Source organism: Streptococcus oralis, assembly GCF_965111685.1.
Classification (GTDB): domain Bacteria; phylum Bacillota; class Bacilli; order Lactobacillales; family Streptococcaceae; genus Streptococcus; species Streptococcus oralis_B.
Genome location: NZ_OZ217340.1, coordinates 517,992 through 537,350, shown reverse-complemented (window position 1 = coordinate 537,350; position 19,359 = coordinate 517,992). Strand labels below are relative to the sequence as shown.

Annotated in this window: 17 protein-coding genes; 1 reads left to right on the top strand and 16 read right to left on the bottom strand. The window is 41.4% G+C overall.

Going from position 1 to position 19,359, the window contains the following annotated elements:
• Positions 1-253: 253 nt before the first annotated feature.
• The 14 genes from ileS to pbp2b form a co-directional block, all read right to left on the bottom strand.
• On the bottom strand, positions 254-3,046 hold the full coding sequence (ileS, locus tag ACLV7H_RS02985) for an isoleucine--tRNA ligase (protein ID WP_411866312.1): 2,793 nt from the start codon (positions 3,044-3,046) through the stop codon (positions 254-256).
• A gap of 251 nt (positions 3,047-3,297) precedes the next feature.
• Entirely contained in the window at positions 3,298-4,092 is a 795-nt protein-coding gene (locus tag ACLV7H_RS02980; RefSeq protein ID WP_045592448.1) for a DivIVA domain-containing protein, read from the bottom strand.
• Positions 4,093-4,100: 8 nt separating this feature from the next.
• On the bottom strand, positions 4,101-4,892 hold the full coding sequence (locus ACLV7H_RS02975) for an RNA-binding protein (protein ID WP_045592452.1): 792 nt from the start codon (positions 4,890-4,892) through the stop codon (positions 4,101-4,103).
• Positions 4,889-5,149: a YggT family protein gene (locus ACLV7H_RS02970; RefSeq protein ID WP_045592453.1), complete on the bottom strand. Its 261-nt coding sequence runs from the start codon at positions 5,147-5,149 to the stop codon at positions 4,889-4,891. The genes ACLV7H_RS02975 and ACLV7H_RS02970 overlap by 4 nt, the downstream gene beginning before the upstream one ends.
• A complete protein-coding gene (locus ACLV7H_RS02965) occupies positions 5,149-5,679 on the bottom strand; it encodes a cell division protein SepF (protein WP_045592454.1) in 531 nt (176 codons plus the stop codon). Before ACLV7H_RS02965 ends, ACLV7H_RS02970 begins: the two co-directional genes overlap by 1 nt.
• Before the next feature lie 9 nt (positions 5,680-5,688).
• A complete protein-coding gene (locus tag ACLV7H_RS02960; protein ID WP_411866311.1) occupies positions 5,689-6,360 on the bottom strand; it encodes a YggS family pyridoxal phosphate-dependent enzyme in 672 nt (223 codons plus the stop codon).
• Between the two features lie 3 nt (positions 6,361-6,363).
• A complete protein-coding gene (gene ftsZ / locus ACLV7H_RS02955) occupies positions 6,364-7,620 on the bottom strand; it encodes a cell division protein FtsZ (protein ID WP_000144261.1) in 1,257 nt (418 codons plus the stop codon).
• Between the two features lie 16 nt (positions 7,621-7,636).
• On the bottom strand, positions 7,637-9,007 hold the full coding sequence (gene ftsA / locus ACLV7H_RS02950; protein ID WP_045592460.1) for a cell division protein FtsA: 1,371 nt from the start codon (positions 9,005-9,007) through the stop codon (positions 7,637-7,639).
• Between the two features lie 236 nt (positions 9,008-9,243).
• Entirely contained in the window at positions 9,244-9,948 is a 705-nt protein-coding gene (locus ACLV7H_RS02945; protein WP_215804873.1) for a TIGR02206 family membrane protein, read from the bottom strand.
• A 195-nt stretch (positions 9,949-10,143) separates the two neighbouring features.
• Entirely contained in the window at positions 10,144-10,755 is a 612-nt protein-coding gene (locus ACLV7H_RS02940) for an NUDIX hydrolase N-terminal domain-containing protein (RefSeq protein WP_411866310.1), read from the bottom strand.
• Positions 10,742-12,115 (bottom strand): UDP-N-acetylmuramoyl-tripeptide--D-alanyl-D-alanine ligase, encoded by a 1,374-nt coding sequence (locus ACLV7H_RS02935; RefSeq protein WP_411866309.1) that lies wholly within the window; start codon positions 12,113-12,115, stop codon positions 10,742-10,744. The genes ACLV7H_RS02940 and ACLV7H_RS02935 overlap by 14 nt, the downstream gene beginning before the upstream one ends.
• An 84-nt stretch (positions 12,116-12,199) precedes the next feature.
• A complete protein-coding gene (locus tag ACLV7H_RS02930; protein ID WP_411866308.1) occupies positions 12,200-13,243 on the bottom strand; it encodes a D-alanine--D-alanine ligase in 1,044 nt (347 codons plus the stop codon).
• 173 nt (positions 13,244-13,416) lie between these two features.
• Complete coding sequence (gene recR, locus ACLV7H_RS02925) at positions 13,417-14,013, bottom strand: recombination mediator RecR (RefSeq protein WP_000966754.1); 597 nt, start codon at positions 14,011-14,013, stop codon at positions 13,417-13,419.
• Between the two features lie 10 nt (positions 14,014-14,023).
• Complete coding sequence (pbp2b, locus tag ACLV7H_RS02920; protein WP_411866307.1) at positions 14,024-16,066, bottom strand: penicillin-binding protein PBP2B; 2,043 nt, start codon at positions 16,064-16,066, stop codon at positions 14,024-14,026.
• Positions 16,067-16,321: 255 nt separating this feature from the next.
• On the opposite strand from pbp2b, the gene ACLV7H_RS02915 reads away from it, so the two are divergent.
• A complete protein-coding gene (locus ACLV7H_RS02915; RefSeq protein WP_411866306.1) occupies positions 16,322-17,173 on the top strand; it encodes a MurR/RpiR family transcriptional regulator in 852 nt (283 codons plus the stop codon).
• 201 nt (positions 17,174-17,374) lie between these two features.
• On the opposite strand, the gene ACLV7H_RS02910 is transcribed toward ACLV7H_RS02915, so the two are convergent.
• Entirely contained in the window at positions 17,375-18,139 is a 765-nt protein-coding gene (locus ACLV7H_RS02910) for a class I SAM-dependent methyltransferase (RefSeq protein WP_411866305.1), read from the bottom strand.
• A 329-nt stretch (positions 18,140-18,468) separates the two neighbouring features.
• Positions 18,469-19,353 carry an ROK family protein gene (locus ACLV7H_RS02905; RefSeq protein ID WP_411866304.1) on the bottom strand — a complete coding sequence of 295 codons (885 nt, stop codon included), beginning with the start codon at positions 19,351-19,353 and terminating at the stop codon, positions 18,469-18,471.
• Positions 19,354-19,359: the final 6 nt, after the last annotated feature.

Sequence of the window (19,359 nt, the reverse complement as noted above, 5' to 3'; positions counted from 1 at the left end):
CTATTCTACATGATTTCACTTGATTATTCAAATTATTTGTCGCGATTTTTAGAAGCAACACATGCTTTTGAAAAGTACCAAAACACGACTCCTCTTTTTAAAAAATCTCAAAAATCAACTTAATCTCTTCCTAAAAATGTTAGATTTACCCCCTTTGTCCTAAGCCTTTTCCAGCAAAAAAGAGAGAAATAACTTTCTCTCTTTTTCCTTTTTATCTCATCTTAAACTATGAGAAGACATATTTCTAATCTGATTATTTGGCTTCAAATCCTTCTGCGACAGCGTCTGCAAAGTTTTCTTCTACGATGCTTGCACAGTGATCACAGATAACTGCATGGTAGCTACGTTCTGCAGTAGTTGGATCGATACGACGGCAACGGTCACAAACTTCACCTGCAGCGCGTTCAACTGTAAAGGCAACATCCTCAAAGCTAACTGCGCCTTCTGGAGCTGTACCTTCAGCGATGGTCAATTCTGACACGATCAAAAGTTGAGCCACATTGCTATCTACTGCTCCAAGAAGAGTTTTCACCACTTCATTTGGATAAACTGTCAAGTGGGCTTCGAGTGATTTACCGATTACTTTTGCATTACGTGCTTCTTCCAAGGCTTTTTGAGCTTGTCCACGGAAGTCCATGAAAGCTGCCCATGTATCCAAGATTTCTTCTTGGTTGGCAAAGGTTTGAGCTTCTGGTAGTTCTGATAATTGAACGAAGTCTTCAGCTTCAAACTCAAGATATGACCAGATTTCCTCTGCTGTGTGAGGAAGGATTGGTGTCAAGAGTTTGGTGATTTTGACAAGAATGTCATAGAAGACAGTCTGCATTTGACGGCGTTCGAGTGATTTGGCTCCTTCGATGTAGACAACATCTTTAGCAAAATCAAGGTAGAAGGCTGACAAGTCAACGTTGATAAAGTTCACCAAGGCCTTGTAGATGGTTAAGAATTCAAAGTCAGCATAAGCATCACGAATGGTCTTCACAAGCTGGTTAAAGCGAATGGTCATGTACTTGTCAACAGAACGAAGCTCATCGTAAGCCACTGCATCTTGAGCTGGGTTAAAGTCAGATGTATTGGCAATCAAGAAGCGAAGTGTGTTACGGATCTTACGGTAAGTTTCAGAGACTTGGCTCAAGATATCCATAGAGATACGCACGTCGTTGCTTGAGTCAACACTTGTTACCCAAAGTCGCAAGATTTCCCCACCAAATTGTTTTTCAACATCGCTTGGAGCAATGGTATTTCCAAGAGATTTAGACATCTTCTCACCTTTACCGTCAAGGGCAAAACCTTGTGACAAGATTTGTTTGTATGGCGCCACGCCATGGTTGGCAACAGATGTGATCAATGATGAGTTGAACCAACCACGGTACTGGTCAGAACCTTCTAGGTAGAGGTCTGCTGGGTATTTGAGTTCTGGACGGTTGACCACTACTCCATTCCATGATGAACCTGAGTCAAACCATACGTCCATGATGTCTGTTTCTTTCTTGAACTCGCCATTTGGTGAACCTGGGTGGCTAAATCCTTCTGGCAAGAGGTCTTTGGCATTACGTTCCCACCAGATGATAGAACCGTGTTCCTCAAAGAGTTGAGCAATATGCTCGATCGTTTCAGCAGTCATGATTGGTGTTCCGTCTTCAGCATAGAAGATAGGAAGTGGAACTCCCCAAGCACGTTGACGAGAGATAACCCAGTCGCCACGGTCACGAATCATATTGTAAAGACGCACTTTACCCCATTCTGAATGGAATTTCACTTTTTCAATTTCATCCAAGATTTCTTGGCGGAATTTTGAAACTGAGGCAAACCATTGTGGAACAGCACGCCAGATGATTGGTTTCTTGGTACGCCAGTCAAATGGGTAAGAGTGGGAGATTTCTTCTTGAGCAAGGAGCAAATCGCCCAGTTTTTCGATAACAGTTGGTACAACCTTATCATAGAATTGACCTTCGAACTCAGCACCTGCATTTGCCATCATAATCCCTCGTTCGTTAACTGTTACAGCAACTTCAAGACCGTTGGCAACACCGACATTGTAGTCATCCTCACCAAAACCTGGAGCCGTATGAACAATACCTGTACCAGAGTCAGTCGTAACGTGGTCACCCAAGATTACCAACTCATCTACAGCCGTATCCCAAGGGTGAGCTGTCACGATGTGGTTCAATTCTTGACCACGATAAGTCGCCAAGACCTGAACATCAGCCCAGCCAAATTTCTCAGACAAACTGTTCAACAATTCTGAAGCAACCACAAACTTACGAGATTCACCAGCAGGTTGTACAACTACGTAATCAATATCCGCACCAACAGTCAATCCACGAGAAGCAGTGATGGTAAATGGAGTTGTTGTCCAAACAACGATGTAAGTATCTGTATCAAGCAAACCTTTTCCGTCTTTGACACGGTTAGCATAGTAAAGGGAAGTTGAAAGCAAGTCATGGTATTCAATTTCCGCTTCTGCAAGGGCTGACTCAGAAGACCATGACCAGTAAACTGGCTTGGCACCACGATAGATATAGCCTTTTTTAGCCATTTCACCGAAGACACGGATCTGAGCCGCTTCATAGTCCGGAGTCAAGGTTACATAAGGATTATCCCAGTCACCAGAAACCCCCAAACGTTTAAAGTCTTCGCGTTGTTTATCAACTTGAGAAAGAGCATACTCACGGCAAAGTTTCAAGTACTCAACCAAGTCCATTTCTTTGCGTTTAACACCTTGTTTTGCCAAGACTTGCTCGATTGGCAGACCATGTGTATCCCAACCTGGAATATAAGGAGCATAAAATCCTGACATAGATTTAGAACGAACAATAATATCTTTGGAAATCTTGTTCATGGCATGTCCAACATGGATATTTCCGTTTGCATACGGAGGTCCATCGTGCAAGGTGAAATGTGGTTTTCCTTGGTTCAATTCTTGACGACGTTGATAAAGTTTTGCTTCTTCCCATTCTTTTTGCCAAACTGGTTCTTTAGTTGGAAGACCAGCACGCATAGGAAAGTCTGTTTTCCCAAGATTGAGGGTTTCTTTAAGTTTCATTGTTACTCCTTTAATTTAAACTGACAAAATAAAAACCACGATTCGCAAAAAGGACGAAAATCGTGGTACCACCTTTGTTCGAAAAAAGACAGGGTCTCTTTTCCTCTTTTCCCGTAACGTGGGGGACGTCCAGTCTTACTGTTTTCGGACTGGATTTGTTGAGAGGATAATCTAACCACTAGGGATTGCAGGACTCTCACCATCTCCCGCTCGCTGAAAATATAGTTGGTTCGATCTTGTTCTCACATTTTTTATAGGATAAGAACAGATTCTTTATTTGCATCACCCTCAGTTGTCGCAGTAGCTTCTACTTCAACTGACTCTTCATGCTGGTCAATTTCTTCTGTCTGTTGGTTTTGTTGAGCTTCAAACTCAGCTAATTCTTTGTTGCCAGCCTCGATACGAGCTTGCAATTCAGCAACCTCTTCTGGCGTGAATTGACGAGTCATATCAATTGGTTCTTCCTCTGGTTGTAAAGATACTGATTCACCAAGAACTTCACCAACCACTTCTTTAAAGGCTTCATCACTTGTCTGAAGGTAAGTAGCTGTTGGGCGAAGAATATCTTCCCAATCAGATGACTCAACAATAGCCAATTGACTTTCAATCGTAGACTTGAGGCGTTGATGGAATACACGGCTCTTGTTCTTCAACTCTTCAGTCTCAACAGCCACTCTCTTCGCATTATCAGTTGCCTGACGGAGAATTTCATTTGCCTTGTATTTCGCTTCTTCAAGCAAACGTTGAGCGTCTTGTTCAGCTTGTTGAATAATATTGTTTGAACGTTCTTGAGCAGCTTGTTTGACACGCTCAGCAGTATCTTGAGCAATCAAAACTGACTGACTCAAGGAATCCTTCATCTCGTCAAAGTAAGACAAACGCTCTTCCAAACTCTTGATGTGTGTCTCTTTATCATGATTGCTACGAACCAAGTCTTCATAATCACGAACAACGATATCCAGAAATTCATCTACTTCTTCTGGATCAAAACCTCTAAATCTTGTACCAAAGGTTTTATCTTTAATTTCTAACGATGTAATTGGCATACTTTTCCTCACTTACTTAATAATAATTGAATGCTTAATTTTATCTTGTCTTTTTTTGTCTGTCCATTGTCTTTGACAACTTTCAAACGACCAAACTTTCTCACACTGATCAAGTCTCCAACTGCAATCTGGTAATCAGATTTTTCAACAACATGATAATTTACCTGGACAGATTTTTTCTCAATCAGTTGGCTAGCTTGGTTTCTAGATAATTTCAAGGCACTTGATAAGAGGGCATCCAATCGAAAACTCGAAACTAAAATTTCTCGTTCTCTATAATCAGTTTTAGACAAAATCCTATCGGTAAAAGGACGTTCCTCCAGCGATACGGGAAGTCTGCCAATCTTTCTTATTCCATCCTGAAAAAGAGGAATGAAATCACGATTGACAAAAATCTGTGCTCTCTTTTCATCTACCAAGATATCACCAAATAATTTACGGTCAATTCCTAGTTGGTTGATGATTGTTCCCAATATTTTTCCATGACTCAGTTGTTCAAACTTACTCGGATAGCAAATTTCCAACAAGGCCATTTCAAAATCTGACATCTCCGGTTCAAAATAATCTGGATAGAGAAGAACACGAACCGACTCAGTCGGAAGAAAATCACTGCTACTTTGACAACCAAGTTCATATGTCCCAGCTAGTACCCTCAAGATCTGTTCCTGATGGGGATTGATAAAAGGAGTAAGCGCCGGCGCATAGGTATCTTCTACCCGCTTGATCCACTCTAATCCCTTATCAATAAAGGGAATATCATCTTGGGAAAAATGTTGATAAATGGCTCGATTTGCTGTCATAGTAATAGTACTAGTCGTGTTAAGATATTTCCAACAAACTGAATCAGAATCAGGGCCGCCCAAACCGTAAAATCAAGACCAGCAAATTGCAAATTGAGCTTACGAAGGGGATCGATAACTGGGCGAGCAAGTCTGATGACTAAGCGACCTAGCTGGCTTTCATAGGCATTTGGAAACCATGAAAGAAGAGCAAATGCAACGAGAATGATCGAGTAAATGCTAACCGCATTTTGGATTAAACGGATTAAGAAAATCATTATCTTGCTCTATTTCGTTTAATATCAAAACCAAACTCAGCGCTTTGTGATTCGTCTGGAAGTTTGATATCTTCAATATTTACGATAACGTTGACAGGAGTCAATAGATACATCGTACTCGCAACTTTTTTCATGTTTCCAGCCAAGACATGACGAGCTCCATCCAAGTAATCAAGGCAACGACGGGCTTGTACTTCTGTCATGTATTGGAAATCAATCAAAATACTTTCATTTCCAGCCAACAAATCTACAATTTCAGTTGCATCTTCATATTTTCTTGGATAGCGAACGTCAATCGTCACTTTCTCATCTGAACGGTGACTTTGCATCGCCAATTCTTGCTGACGCGCATGAAGACGAGTAATATTTGCATCTTTTGCTGATCCTGACTGAGCAGGTGCTGGTAATTCTTTAGAAGATGGGATGGCTGGGCTAACTGTTTCCTCTTGTTGAGTCTGATAGTTAGTCGTTTCTTCTCCGTCTTCTGTAAAATAATCTATAAATTTATCGAATCTATCTTTTAAAGACATAGCTCTCTCCTATTTAAAAAATGCTGTACCGATTCGAACAAAGGTTGAGCCGAACTGAATCGCTTCTTTAAAATCGCGACTCATTCCCATGCTTAGCTCTGTCATCGGCATATTAGGGATTTGTTTTTCTCTAATTTCTGCTTGCAGAGCCTGCGTATCCTTGAAAATTTCTTTCAATTCATCACTGTCTGCCTCAAAAGGAGCCATGGTCATTAAACCAACATACTCAATCTGATCTAACTTAGCCAATTCTGGCAAAAGTTCTAGCAATTCTTCTTTTGAAAATCCATGCTTGCTTTCTTCCCCAGAAATATTGACCTGCAGGAAACACTTGACAACATGATCTGTTCTCTTTTGAATTTCCTGGGCTAACTTTAGGGAGTCTAAAGCATGAAAGTAATCCACATATGGGATTACTTCTTTAACTTTCCGTCTCTGTAGTGTTCCTATTAAATGCCAAGTAACTGGGTAATCTTTCAAGGCCTGATATTTTTCTAAAAATTTATCAACTCGATTTTCACCTATATGACGGACACCAAGCGGAAGCAAGGCTTCCGCTGTTTGTACATCTACATACTTTGTCACTGCGATTACTGAAACAGCATCTAGAGCACGGTTGGCTTCTTGACTAGCATCAGCTATTTGCTGAAAAACTAATTCAGTATTTTTTTTCAAATTCATTGATTAACGATTTTTGAAGAATGGAGGTGTATCCAATTCATCTTCATCTTGCGAAACTGGTGTTTCGAAGCGTTCTACTGGTGAAACAACTGGATCTGTTTGGCGAACAATAGACTCACGACGTAAGTCCCAGTCTCCAAAAGCAGACGCTTGGTTTGTTTCAAAGCGACGAGGACTTGATTTAGGCAATTCTGCTGTCTCTTCCAAGTCGAATTGACGGTCAAATGTGTGTGCTTGTGGAGCTTTAGTTGATGGACGTCCAACTGGTTGGTTGTTACGAGCTCCAACTACTTTTTCCACGCGCTCTTGACGAACACCTGTCGCTACAACAGTAACACGGATTTCATCCTTCATGCTTTCATCAATCGATGTTCCAAGCCAGATGTTTACACCTTGACCAGCTGCTTGGTTGACGATTTCTGAAGCTTCTTCTGCTTCAATCAAAGTCAAGTCAAGACCACCAGTAACGTTGACGATGACATCCTCTGCACCATCGATAGTTGTTTCAAGAAGTGGAGAGTAAATCGCTTTACGAGCTGCTTCAACAACACGTTCTTCACCACTACCGATACCGATACCCATAAGGGCATTCCCTTTGTTTGCCATCACAGTTTTTACGTCAGCAAAGTCAAGGTTAATCAATCCTGGGTTAGTGATCAAGTCAGTGATCCCTTGAACACCTTGGCGAAGAACGTTATCTGCTTCACTAAGTGCTTCAAGAAGTGGCGTTTTCTTGTCAACAATTTCAAGCAAGTTGTTGTTAGAGATAATCAACAAAGTATCAACATGCTCGCGAAGTTCGTTGATTCCTTCTACAGCGTACTGGCCACGTTTGCTTCCTTCAAATCCGAAAGGACGTGTCACGACACCAACTGTAAGTGCACCAAGATCTTTAGCGATACGTGCAATAACAGGGGCTGCACCTGTACCAGATCCACCACCCATACCTGCAGTGATAAAGACCATGTCCGCTCCAGTGATAGCTTCCGTCAAAGCTTCTTCACTTTCTTCTGCAGCTTTACGTCCAACTTCCGGACGTCCTCCAGCACCCAAACCACGAGTCAATTTTGGCCCAAGTTGGATAACGGTTTCTGCTTTCGTACTGCTAAGAGCTTGCACATCAGTGTTGGCTGCGATAAATTCTACACCAGCAACACCCTCGTCAACCATACGGTTGATGGCGTTACCACCACCACCACCGACACCAATTACCTTAATAACTGCGCCTTGAGCTGCTGCTGTATCAAATGAAAATGTCATAATTTCTTATCCTCTTTTATTCATCAAACATGCTTCCGATCAAACCACGGAAACGTTCTGTTAGCTTCGGTTTACTTTGAGAACTTGCTTGGAATTCTTCCTTGGGAGCAACTGGAACTTCCTGCACAGTTTCAGCTGGAGCTGCTTGTGCTGGACTTGGTTGCGCTACTGGATTCAAACGTTGATTTGGAATGCCAAAGTTGATTGGTTTTTGACGAAGGAATTCATCTCCTTTAACTGCTTTTTGAGCAAGAAGATTGACTTCAGTCAATTTACCAGCAAACTCAGACAAACTAATCACATGAGCAAATGCAGGGTTGCGAATTCCCACTTGGTTTGGTACGTGAAGTTTTACTCGAACACCAAATACTTCTTGGGCTAATTCAACAATTCCTGGTAAAATTGCATTTCCACCGATAAGGACGATACCTCCTGGCAAATCTAACAAGTGTCTTCTTTCCAACTCTTGTTTGATTTGATCAAAGATATGTTTGATGCGTGCTGAGATAATTTCTGCCAAATAGCTTTCTGTCACTTCAACAGGTTCTACTTCACCAATTACTTCAACTTGGAAAGTTTCGTTACTTGCAAGTGGAACGTAAGCTTCACCATAGTTCAGTTTCAAACTTTCAGCAATTTTTTGAGATGTTTTCAAGACTTTAGAAATGTCTTTTGTAACGTAATCTCCACCTTCTTGGTAGATGTTAGTGAACTGCAATTCTTGGTTGCGGATAGTCGCTACAGTAGTCTGACCTCCACCCATGTCAATGACAGTTGCACCAAATTCGCGTTCGCCTTCATTGAGAACGGAGTTCACGATTGCCAAAGGTGAAATAATCACATTATCAACATGAATACCTACACGCTCAACTGTCTTGCGAAGATTGTGTAGAATCGTACGAGGACCTGTGTAAAGCAGACCGCGCATTTCCAAGCGGACACCCATCATACCACGAGGGTCACGGATTCCTTGGAAACCATCCACGATGAATTCTTCTGGAATAAAGGTAATCACTTCACGATCAGGAGTCATGCTCTTTGTCAAAGCTGATTTGACAACATTTTCAACATCTTGATCTGTGATTTCTTTGGTATCTGAAGTTACAGGAATCATTCCTTGTGTTGGTTCAACCTGCAAGAGGTTTGCTGGAAGGCCAACGTTAACAGACTTAATAGAAATACCAGCTTTCTCTTCTGCCTGTGTGATTGCAGATTTGATTGCTGAAGCAGCTGCTTCAATATCAACAATAATTCCGTCTTTTACACCTTTACTTTTGGCATTACTAACACCAATTACATTTACTTCGCCATCTCTATGCTCAGCTACTAGCACTTTAATCGAGCTAGTTCCGATATCTAAGCCTGTAAAAAAACCATCTCTAGTCATTACATCGCATCCTCTCTGTCTTCCAAGTTTCTCACTTCTATTTAATAACTATGTTTGGGCATAGCTATTCAAAGAATATTATAACACAAAAAATCTAATCGTGCTTAGTTTTTCATAATTTTCCTGCATGTTTTTTGAGAAAATTCTAGAAAAATTCTTCTTCTAAGAGAAATTTCAATGTTATCGTTAACAATTTTCTTTTTGTTTCTTAAAAATCCAAAAAAGAGAAGATCATTTTAGATCTTCTCTTGAATAAATTCTTCCGATTTTTGTTGTAAAAAATTTTCTACTAATTTCCCTGTTAAGCGAATTGCTATCACGATAACAGTCGAAACAATGAGATAATTTAAGGGCTGGCCGAAGTTTCCAACAATTGGTGGTTTACTCAAAAATCCATAATCCCCACCTACAACTAAGTTGACAACCCATATCAAGCCATTTAAGGCAAAGGTAATCACCGCCACATTCTTCAAATCGAGAAGGGAAGCCTCATAGTTTCTAAACAAGTATAGAAGCGCATTTCCTAAAAGGGCAACATGTCCGATAATGAAAGACAAAATGGTCACGTGTGGAAATGGGTAGGGATCAAAGAGTGGGTAAGCCAGTGCCGCTGTTGCTCCAAAAGTTCCTAAAAGGGCAAAGTATTGTTTGTACTTGGATGTCCCTGGAATCAAGAGCATCACAAACATGGCGATACGGCAATGATAGAAGGGCAAACTTTCTGACAGAGGCATGAGATTGCCCCAATACCAGCTATACAGAACAATCAGTTGAACAGACTGAAGGATCTGAATAAAACGCTGGTAAGCCACTTTATCGCGAAAACGATAAGAAGCATAGAAAGTAAGCGCCAGTAAACATAACAAACCAATGTACCAGTGGAGTTCAAACTGGGGCGGTTCTGATATCTGTGTGGTAAATAATTTATCCCACAAATTCATATTCTATTCCTCGTTCATCTAGCTAGAGGCAGTAAAAAATTCACTTTCCCCAGCTTTTAAATTTTTTGAAAAACTTGATTCCATGCCATGCATAGAATACTTGCGTCTTAAATTCGCAACCTATTATATCATTTGTATTGCAGAAATGCACCTTGCAGATACCCTTTTTTGATTTGTCAACTTCTCTAGCATAAACTAATCAACATATTGGTCTCTTTGTCCTTTATAAACCTGCCAAAGAATCTCCATTTGCTCCTTGGTGATGCGTTTTTCAGATAAGACTGGCAATTGGTCAATGGCAAAAAATTGAAGCTCAGCAATTTCTTGATTCTCTTGAAATTGTCCATCAAGAAGCTTACATTCAAACACAAACTTTGCATATTGTTTGCTCTGTAGTTGGAAACGATTGGTGTCAAAAACTGCAAGTAACCTTTCAGCTTTTGCTGTAAAGCCGGTTTCTTCTTCAATTTCTTTAAGAATATTTTCGGTTGGAGAATAGCCAACTTCACCAAAACCACCTGGCAAAGCCCAACTATCCTCTCCTTTTCCTCTAACTAAACAAACTTTTTTATCCTCAACAATCCAAGCACGGACATCCATCAGAGGAGTTGCATAAGCGGAAGTCGGTTTCATGACTTCTGCCACTTCTTCTGCATCGAGGTCTGATACCTGATTCAACATTTCAGATAACAGACTTCGCAAGTCTTCGTAGCGCTCACGGTCAAACGGATCTTTTGTAAAGGTTAATCCAGTATCCGTAATGGCTAGCATTCTTTGCAGATACTTGGCAAAATCATTTGCATTCATTTTCTAAACTTTCTACCAACTTGGCTAGATTCATGGAGTTCGAGCCTTTGAGCAAAATTTGGTCATTGGCTCCAAGGCTTTCCTTAACCTGCTTGACTAGGTCTTCAAATTGGTCCTCATCGGCTGTTTTTTTGAAGTAATAAACGTGGCCGATTGGGAACATTTGACTGGCAAGTTGAGCCAATTCCGCAATATCTTCTCCATAGAAAATCACGGTATCCAGCACATCTGGTGAGAGACTCAAAATCATCTGGTTATGGAGTTGAACAGACTGATCGCCGAGTTCCTTCATGTCTGCCAAGACAGCGATTTTCTTGCCCCCTTTGTTGGCTGGAATTGCAGAGAATGTCTCCAAAATCAACTTCATAGCAGTGGGATTGGCATTGTACACATCTGATAGGATATCTGCTCCATTGGCTGCTTTCTTCCACTCGGTACGGTTACGCGTCAATTCAAGATTTTGGAAGGCCTGATGAATTTGCTCCTCTGACACTCCTTCTTGAAGAGCCACATAAGCAGCAATCATAGCATTGGTGGCATTGTACTTACCTGTCACTGGCAAATCGAGGGCTTGTCCCAAGAAATTCGCCTTAAAGGTCAGACTATCCTTGCGCTCAATCAAGTCTGTAATTTCCAGCTCTGCTCCTTGCCCAAAACGAACCACCTTTTTATCAGTTGGCAAGTAGTCCTCTACTATAGGGTCAGCTGGTGCCAAGAGCAAGGAACCAGGTTCCATACCATCTGCAATTTGCATTTTCCCCTTAGCAATCTCCGAACGGTCTTTGAAAAAGGCCAAATGAGCCTCTCCAACCAAGGTCACTATAGCTGTTTTTGGATGAGCCAATTCAGACAAGAGATGAATATCTCCCAAGTGATCCTGCCCCATCTCCAAGACCAACTTTTCAGTATCATCAAGCATATGAAGAACAGTATAAGGAAGACCAATCTCGTTATTGTAATTGCCCTGAGTTTTGTAGGTCTTGTAGGTTGTTGACAGTAAATGCGCCAGCATATCCTTGGTCGTTGTCTTACCATTTGAACCTGTAACAGCAAAGACATCAATCGCTGTTTTTTCAAGATAGTAGGCTGCGAGGGTTTGAAAGGCAGTCAAGACATCGTCTACTAGAATGTAGGGATGATTTGCAACCTCTTTCTCAGACAAGGTTACTACTGCACCATTTTCAAATGCTGTTTCGATAAAGTCATGACCATCACGCGCACCTTTAAGTGGCACAAACAAATCTCCTGTCCCAATCAAACGACTGTCAAACTCAGCCTTTTCTAACTGAGCATCCGCAAAAAGACTAACGTCATTTTTAGCTCCAACAGCTTGGGCAACTTCATGGATTGTTAATTTCATTTCTACTCCTTTAAAAAGGGTTGAAGTCCAAGAACTCTAGTCACCATGCAGTGATAGTTCTGGCTTCTACCCTCTCTTTCATTTTTATAGCAAATGCGCTTCGCGCTTGTCAAAACTTTGCTTAGCAAGGTCAACCAAATGCTCGATTAGTTCTGGGTAGCTGATTCCCATATTGTCCCAAAGTAGTGGATACATAGACCACTGAGTAAAACCTGGCATGGTGTTAAGCTCGTTTAGGAAAATCTCGCCCTTATCTGTATAGAAGAAATCACAACGAGACAGACCGAGGCCACCGATCGCACGGAAGGCAGTTTCTGCATTATGACGCATGACAGCTACCACATCATCACTAATCTTGGCTGGGATGTCCATGGTAATCTTGTTATCGATATACTTGGCATCGTAGTCATAGAAGGCAACATCCTTGACCACTTCACCTGGCAAAGTGCTCTTCACATCGTAGTTGCCCAAGAGACCAACCTCAATTTCACGCGCATTCACCCCTTGCTCTACCAAGACACGGCTGTCATATTGGAAGGCAAGCTCCAAAGCTTGGCGGAGTTCTTCTTGATTTTCAGACTTAGAAATACCGACACTTGAACCCATGTTTGACGGCTTCGTGAAAACTGGATAAGTCAATTTTTCTTCAACTTCAGCGATTTTAGCAGTCACATCATCGCCTTCAACGATAGCCACATAAGGAACTTGATCAATCCCTACTGATTCTAAAACACGCTTAGTCGTAATTTTGTCCATGGCAAGGCTTGATGACAAGATATTGCAGCCGACATAGGGCATTTTCAAAACTTCAAGGAATCCTTGAACAGAGCCATCCTCTCCCATTGGGCCATGAAGAACTGGAAAGACCACTGCACCTTCTTCATAGATGGAACTTGGCGCTATTTTCTTGTCCCAGTCAATAGTCGCATTGGTCATGAGACGATCTTCTTGACCTGGAGTCTGGCTAAATTCTTGCGTTTTGATAAAGTCACCTGACTGGCTGATGAAGAAAGTCTTGACTGTGAAACGGTCGTAGTTGACCGCACGCATAACACTTTCAGCTGAAAGGACAGAGACTTCACGCTCTGCACTACGTCCACCGTATAAAAGAATAATCGTTTGTTTCATATTACTTGTCCTAATTCTAATAGAATACTCGTTCTTTAGTATATCATATTTGCTTCTTTTTTGAAACTTGAACATGGTACTAGAATTCAAGAAACATAAAAGGAGACCAATAACATCAAAGTCGGTCTCCTTAATTTTCTTATGAATAAATTTAGTTCGTAAATTGTCTACTCCTACAACTCTGTCCGATTTTCAATGGCTCGTAAGAGTGTGACTTCGTCCGCATACTCGATATCTGCTCCCACGGCTAGTCCTCGTGCTAGGCGAGTGACCTTGATACCAGCTGGCTTGAGGAGACGAGAAAGGTACATAGATGTCGCTTCCCCATCTGCCGTCGCATTGGTTGCCACAATCACCTCTGAAACCTCACTATCCATGAGACGGGTCATGAGACTCTTGAGGTTGATATCGTCTGGGCTGATACCATTCATCGGAGAAATGAGGCCGTGCAAGACATGATAGAGTCCGTGGTATTCTTGGATGTTTTCCATAGCAGCCACATCGCGACTATCCTCTAACACCAAGATCGTTGTCTGGTCTCGAGTCGGATCCGTACAGATAGAGCAAGGATCATCATCCGTTAAACGGCCACAGATGGAACAATAGGTCAATTCCCGTTTAGCGGACAGGAGATTTTTGGCAAATTCATTGACATCGTCATCAGACATTCCAATGGTATAGAAGGCTAGGCGGGTAGCCGTTTTAATCCCGATACCTGGTAACTTTGAATAGCTATCAATCAGCTTGGCAATAGGTGTTGGATACAGCATAAGTCCCTTTCTAATTCATTGGATGGTGTTGGTGATAAAGATTGATAATATCGCGTGCAATCGAAGGTCCGACACCGTTTGTTAGGTTGGTGTTATGAGGAAAGACGACTGCAACTGCGATTTGAGGATTTTCGGTCGGTGCATAGGCGACTGCGTTGGTATTGTTGGCTTTTTGACCACCATTAACGTAACTTTCGGCAGTACCCGTTTTCCCGCTGATGGATACGGCTGCGCCATTTGAAAAGGCACGACCAGTTGTCAGAGCACTCGTTCCATGCGAAACTTGATAGAAACCTTGCTGCAAGATAGCCATATCTGATTCTGAAATATTGACCTTGTTCAGTTCCTTAGTGGCTGTTTCTTGAACCAGACTACCTAAGCCACCTTGGTCATTGTTTCCATAAACCCCTTCAACGATGTGAGGAGCTAAACGCACACCATTGTTTGCAATGGTTGCGACATACTGAGCTAACTGCATAGGTGTGTAGTTATCAAACTGACCAAAGGAATTATTGATATAGTTCCCCAAATCAAATTCTTTTGGCGTAAATCCTGTGGATTCATCTGGAAGGTCAATCCCTGTTGAAGCTCCGAGTCCGTATTCCCCAAAGGTTGATCTCAATTTGCCCATTGCAGTCTCTAACTGTCCCGTTGCGGCCACCATGTTTGGTGTGTAGGTCTGTCCCATGATTCCTAGAGCAGTTTGAACCATATAGGCATTAGAAGAGTACTCTAGAGCCTCAACTGCTGTGATAGGGAAAGAGCCATAGGACAAGGTATACCATGAATTGATAGGGGCCGAACCTTGGAAAACAATCGGTTGGTCTGTCAAGGTTTGATTACCTGACAAGACTCCGTTTTCCCAACCAGAGCTGATGGTCGCCGCCTTAACGACAGAACCTGGCACAAAGACGTTGGTTATCGTTCCAAGCGAATCTGAACTTAATTTTCCGGATTCGACATCATGCTTGACACCTGACATGGCCAAAACTGCTCCGGTTTTAGGATTAAGGGCTACGGCGTAAACCCCTTCAGAATATTTGGCTCCACCGTTACCCAACTCTGAGTTGAAGTAGCTCTTGAGTAGGTCGTCCACACCATTCTGGAAAGCTAGGTCAACCGTTAACTTGATATTGTTTCCTTTGCTTCCTTCTTCGACATTTTCCACACTTTCCATATTTCCGTGTTTGTCGAGGTGGATTTCCTTGACGGAGCGTTTGCCTTGAAGAACATCTTCATATTGCTTTTCAAGATAGGAAGTCCCCACTCGGTCATTGAGAGAATACCCTTTTTTGAGATAAGCATCAACTTCCTCTGCTGGAAGTCCTGACTTCTCATTTGAAACGCTACCGACAATCGTCGATAAAGAGGTATCCAGTACTTTACGATCCCATGAGGTTGAAATACTGATACCTGGTAATTCCTTAGACGCTGATGCAACGAGAGCAACTTGGGTATCATCTAAAGCATCTGTAGAAATAGTGCCCGTCGCAAAATTTTCAACGGCATTGAGCTGACTAAAGAGATAGATTTCCTTTTTCTGGTCATCTGTATAATTGAGCTGACTCACGTCAATACTTTCAACCGCATTATTGTAAAGTGTCGCTTCTGATAAACGATTCCCATCAGAATCTAGGCGTTTATCGCTTGGCAAGGATTCGACTGTTTTTTTGTAAATATCCTGGTCCGCCAAGTAGTAGTCTGCAATCTGTCGATCTGTCAGATCAGGGGAGGTTACATTTACATATGTGAGAAGTTTCTTGGCTGTCTCCTTCAATTCAGCCGCCGTCATTTTATTGTTTCGTGTGAAAGAAACAACCTGCTTAACAGTGTTTTCTACCAAGGGTTTCCCTGTTGCATCATAGATCTGTCCACGAGCTGAACTGGTTGTTACCCTTGTTTGGCTGGCTGAAGCCAATTTTGTTTCATAGAAATCTTTATTGAGCACCTGCATGTATAACAATCGACCAATAATGGCCATAAAGAGCAGAATGACAATCGCAAATAGTAAATTAAGCCGAATCGGAATCGAATGGCTATTAAATTTTCTCATACAACTAAGACTCTTTTCTAGAAAAATTCCCGATTTCCACCTTTATTTCCCCTAAAATAATAGAGTAAATAGGTAAAGCTCAGTACATTTCATTGTACCATATTTTACGGAGAAACTCTTGGAAAAGTCGAAGCATTTTTTGACTTTTAACTGAAAATGCCTTTTTATTTGGTTATCCTATTTTCTATGATATAATGATAGTAATAATTAGGAAAGCGTTAATTTTTAAGACTTTGACTCATAAAAAGGAGCCTCATGAACAAGCCAGATATCGCAACCATAATCGATCTCCATTTTGAAGAATTAACCGAGCTCGAGCAAGAAATCGCTCGCTATTTTTTGCAAGCTGAAACGATCCAAGATGATCTCTCTTCTCAGCAAGTTACCCAGAAATTACATATCTCCCAAGCAGCCTTGACCCGCTTTGCCAAAAAGTGTGGTTTTACAGGCTACCGAGAGTTCGTCTTTCAATACCAGCATCAGGCTAGTAAACCGGACACTCATTCGCACAAACACAGTCCTTTGACCAAACGTGTTTTGCGAAGCTACAGTATCATGCGAGAACAAACTCAGGATTTGATTGACGAAGAACAACTGGAACGCGTCGCCCAATTAATCGATGACGCAGAACGAGTTTACTTTTTTGGGACGGGAAGTTCTGGTCTGATTGCCCGCGAGATGAAACTGCGCTTTATGCGTCTAGGTGTTGTCTGTGAAGCTTTGACCGATCAGGATGGCTTTGCTTGGACGACTAGTATCATGGATGAAAATTGTCTGGTACTTGGCTTTTCTCTCTCAGGCACTACCCAATCCGTCCTCGATAGTTTGCTGGACGCCAAGGAAATGGGGGCCAAGACCATTTTATTTACCAGCGCTCCAAACAAAAACAGTCATGCCTATACCGAAACGGTCCTTGTCGCAAGCCACAGTCAATCTTCTTACATCCAGCGTATTTCCGCTCAACTCCCTATGCTCATTTTAATAGATTTGATTTATGCCTACTTTTTAGAAATCAATCGCGATAGCAAAGAAAAAATCTTTAATAGTTATTGGGAAAACAAAAAGCTCAACGGCTATCGTAGACAAAAACGTGTTAGAAAATCCTAGTTTGGTTAAACCAAACTAGGATTATTTTGTTTTAATACTCTTCGAAAATCTCTTCAAACCACGTCAGCTTCACTTTGCTCTTTGATTTTCATTGAGTATAAAATGATAATAGGCTCCCAACACACCTGCTGTGTTTTGGTGATGGACAAATTCTAATCGTAAAATAAAACGAGCTATTCTTCAGAAGTACGTTCTATAAGATCATAGTTTAATGCAGAGTGTAGCGATGTAGTCATTTCCATACCGTGATAATCGATGTCTTTTGTCACACGATTCATAAAAATCGATCATAGCGAGGCCGTTTTTTAGTTGTCCTCTAATCTGACTTTCTAAGGTATGGCTAAATTCATATCCATATTCTGGATTGATGGTGATTTTGCCTTCCTCTTCAAGCTCTCTTGAATTAAAAGGGATTGAAAACTTTAACAGTAATTCCTCATCGGGTTTGTCCCATACAGTGTCAGCATCATACATGTAGATCCAGGGATTCATAAATCCGACCATTAAGAGTCCACCCTTTTTCAATACGCGAGAGGCTTCTTTATACATGTTTTCTAAATCCTCTATGTACACATTTGAAACCGGATTAAAAATAATATCAAAAGTTTCATCTTCAAATGGAAATGGTTTTGTCATATCGCCTTGAACGGTATTGATTTTTAAACCTTCTCTTTTAGCAACCATTTCATCTCTTTCTAATTGTGATTTAGAAAAATCCATGATGGTGACATCATAACCTTTTGCAGCAAAAACGGGACCCTGCTGTCCACCACCACAAGCTAACCCTAATATCTTTTTCCCGTTTGCTTTTTCAAACCATTCTATCGGAACTTTTTTCCCAACAGTTAAGGCAACAGAAATTGGATACTTTCTAGCTTCTTCTAGTTCTTCATGTGTCAGTGGCTCAGTGTAGTCATTTTTTACATTATTCCATCTATCTTCATTTAATTTTATATAATCATTCATCTTACAATCTCCTCGTAATTTTATATGATTTCGATTTCAGGTGAATCAGTTGCCATTACATTTTTTTCACCTCTACAAATTCTAATTTACCAATTTTCGCCCACCTCATTATATCATTTTTCCACATTTTCCCATTTACTCAAGCTAATTATCAATTAAATGGATGATAGAATTGCTCTCGCCTTAACTTCTCATGCAAGTCGGTTATTTTCTCCTAGTTTCTCACGATTACCTCCTTTGGCTTAAATTTTTCAATAAAAAAAGAATTAAGTAAAACAGTTTTCACTCGAGTAGTGATTCAGTGTTCTGCTTAATTCTATAGTTCCAAACTAGGATTGTTTTGTTTTAAAATGATAATAGGCTCCCAACATCCCTGCTGTATTTTGGTGATGGGCAAATTCTAATCGTGTTTTTTCAGCTAGGCTTGGCACCAAGGCCGCCTTCAAGGCTGTGCGGATCTTCGGTTTGAGGATAGCCTCTTGCCCCATGATCCCGCCACCAAGAATAACCACTTCTGGATTGGCAACGTAGCAAATATTTGCCAGACCTTTTCCTAGATAGTCTACCATGCGGTCAATACCAGCCATACAAATCTTGTTTCCTTCAGTAGCTTCCTTGAAAATACGTCGGCCATTCCACTGGTCAACTGGATCACCGTGAGCTGCTGCCACATATTCTACCAAGGCTGTCGTAGAAGCCAAGTCTTGGAAAGCTCCATCCTGCATATGCATATAACCGACTTCGCAGGCTGAGTTGCTAAATCCATGGAAGACTTTCCCATCCATAATCAAGCAACCACCGATACCGGTTCCAATGGTCAAGCAAAGAGTGACACTCGCTCCCTTACCTGAACCAGAAACTGCCTCAGCAAGACCTGCACAGTTGACATCATTTTCAATTTCACAAGGAATCGCAAAACTCGTCTCGATTTCCTTCTTGAACTGGGTCCCTGCATAATTCGGAATTTGTGGGCCGGCATAGAAAATCTCACCTTTATCAGGATCGACCATTCCCGCCGAAGAAATGGCAACACCTGCTACTGGGCCTTTTTCTAAATAGCTGGCTACGATATCTTTTGTCTTTTGTGAGATATGGGGTCCACCCTTATGCGCCTCAGTTGGCATTTCATGCGATTCAACAAGTTGGCCTTCTTGGTCGATCAAACCATATTTGATGTTGGTTCCACCGATATCAATTGCAACGTAGTGTGTCATAAATAC

Excerpts from the sequence above, each read along its gene's own strand:
- ileS (WP_411866312.1), bottom strand. The coding sequence starts at position 3,046 with ATGAAACTTAAAGAAACCCTCAATCTTGGGAAAACAGACTTTCCTATG.
- ACLV7H_RS02980 (WP_045592448.1), bottom strand. The coding sequence starts at position 4,092 with ATGCCAATTACATCGTTAGAAATTAAAGATAAAACCTTTGGTACAAGA.
- ACLV7H_RS02975 (WP_045592452.1), bottom strand. The coding sequence starts at position 4,892 with ATGACAGCAAATCGAGCCATTTATCAACATTTTTCCCAAGATGATATT.
- ACLV7H_RS02970 (WP_045592453.1), bottom strand. The coding sequence starts at position 5,149 with ATGATTTTCTTAATCCGTTTAATCCAAAATGCGGTTAGCATTTACTCG.
- ACLV7H_RS02965 (WP_045592454.1), bottom strand. The coding sequence starts at position 5,679 with ATGTCTTTAAAAGATAGATTCGATAAATTTATAGATTATTTTACAGAA.
- ACLV7H_RS02960 (WP_411866311.1), bottom strand. The coding sequence starts at position 6,360 with ATGAATTTGAAAAAAAATACTGAATTAGTTTTTCAGCAAATAGCTGAT.
- ftsZ (WP_000144261.1), bottom strand. The coding sequence starts at position 7,620 with ATGACATTTTCATTTGATACAGCAGCAGCTCAAGGCGCAGTTATTAAG.
- ftsA (WP_045592460.1), bottom strand. The coding sequence starts at position 9,007 with ATGACTAGAGATGGTTTTTTTACAGGCTTAGATATCGGAACTAGCTCG.
- ACLV7H_RS02945 (WP_215804873.1), bottom strand. The coding sequence starts at position 9,948 with ATGAATTTGTGGGATAAATTATTTACCACACAGATATCAGAACCGCCC.
- ACLV7H_RS02940 (WP_411866310.1), bottom strand. The coding sequence starts at position 10,755 with ATGAATGCAAATGATTTTGCCAAGTATCTGCAAAGAATGCTAGCCATT.
- ACLV7H_RS02935 (WP_411866309.1), bottom strand. The coding sequence starts at position 12,115 with ATGAAATTAACAATCCATGAAGTTGCCCAAGCTGTTGGAGCTAAAAAT.
- ACLV7H_RS02930 (WP_411866308.1), bottom strand. The coding sequence starts at position 13,243 with ATGAAACAAACGATTATTCTTTTATACGGTGGACGTAGTGCAGAGCGT.
- recR (WP_000966754.1), bottom strand. The coding sequence starts at position 14,013 with ATGCTGTATCCAACACCTATTGCCAAGCTGATTGATAGCTATTCAAAG.
- pbp2b (WP_411866307.1), bottom strand. The coding sequence starts at position 16,066 with ATGAGAAAATTTAATAGCCATTCGATTCCGATTCGGCTTAATTTACTA.
- ACLV7H_RS02915 (WP_411866306.1), top strand. The coding sequence starts at position 16,322 with ATGAACAAGCCAGATATCGCAACCATAATCGATCTCCATTTTGAAGAA.
- ACLV7H_RS02910 (WP_411866305.1), bottom strand. The coding sequence starts at position 18,139 with ATGAATGATTATATAAAATTAAATGAAGATAGATGGAATAATGTAAAA.
- ACLV7H_RS02905 (WP_411866304.1), bottom strand. The coding sequence starts at position 19,353 with ATGACACACTACGTTGCAATTGATATCGGTGGAACCAACATCAAATAT.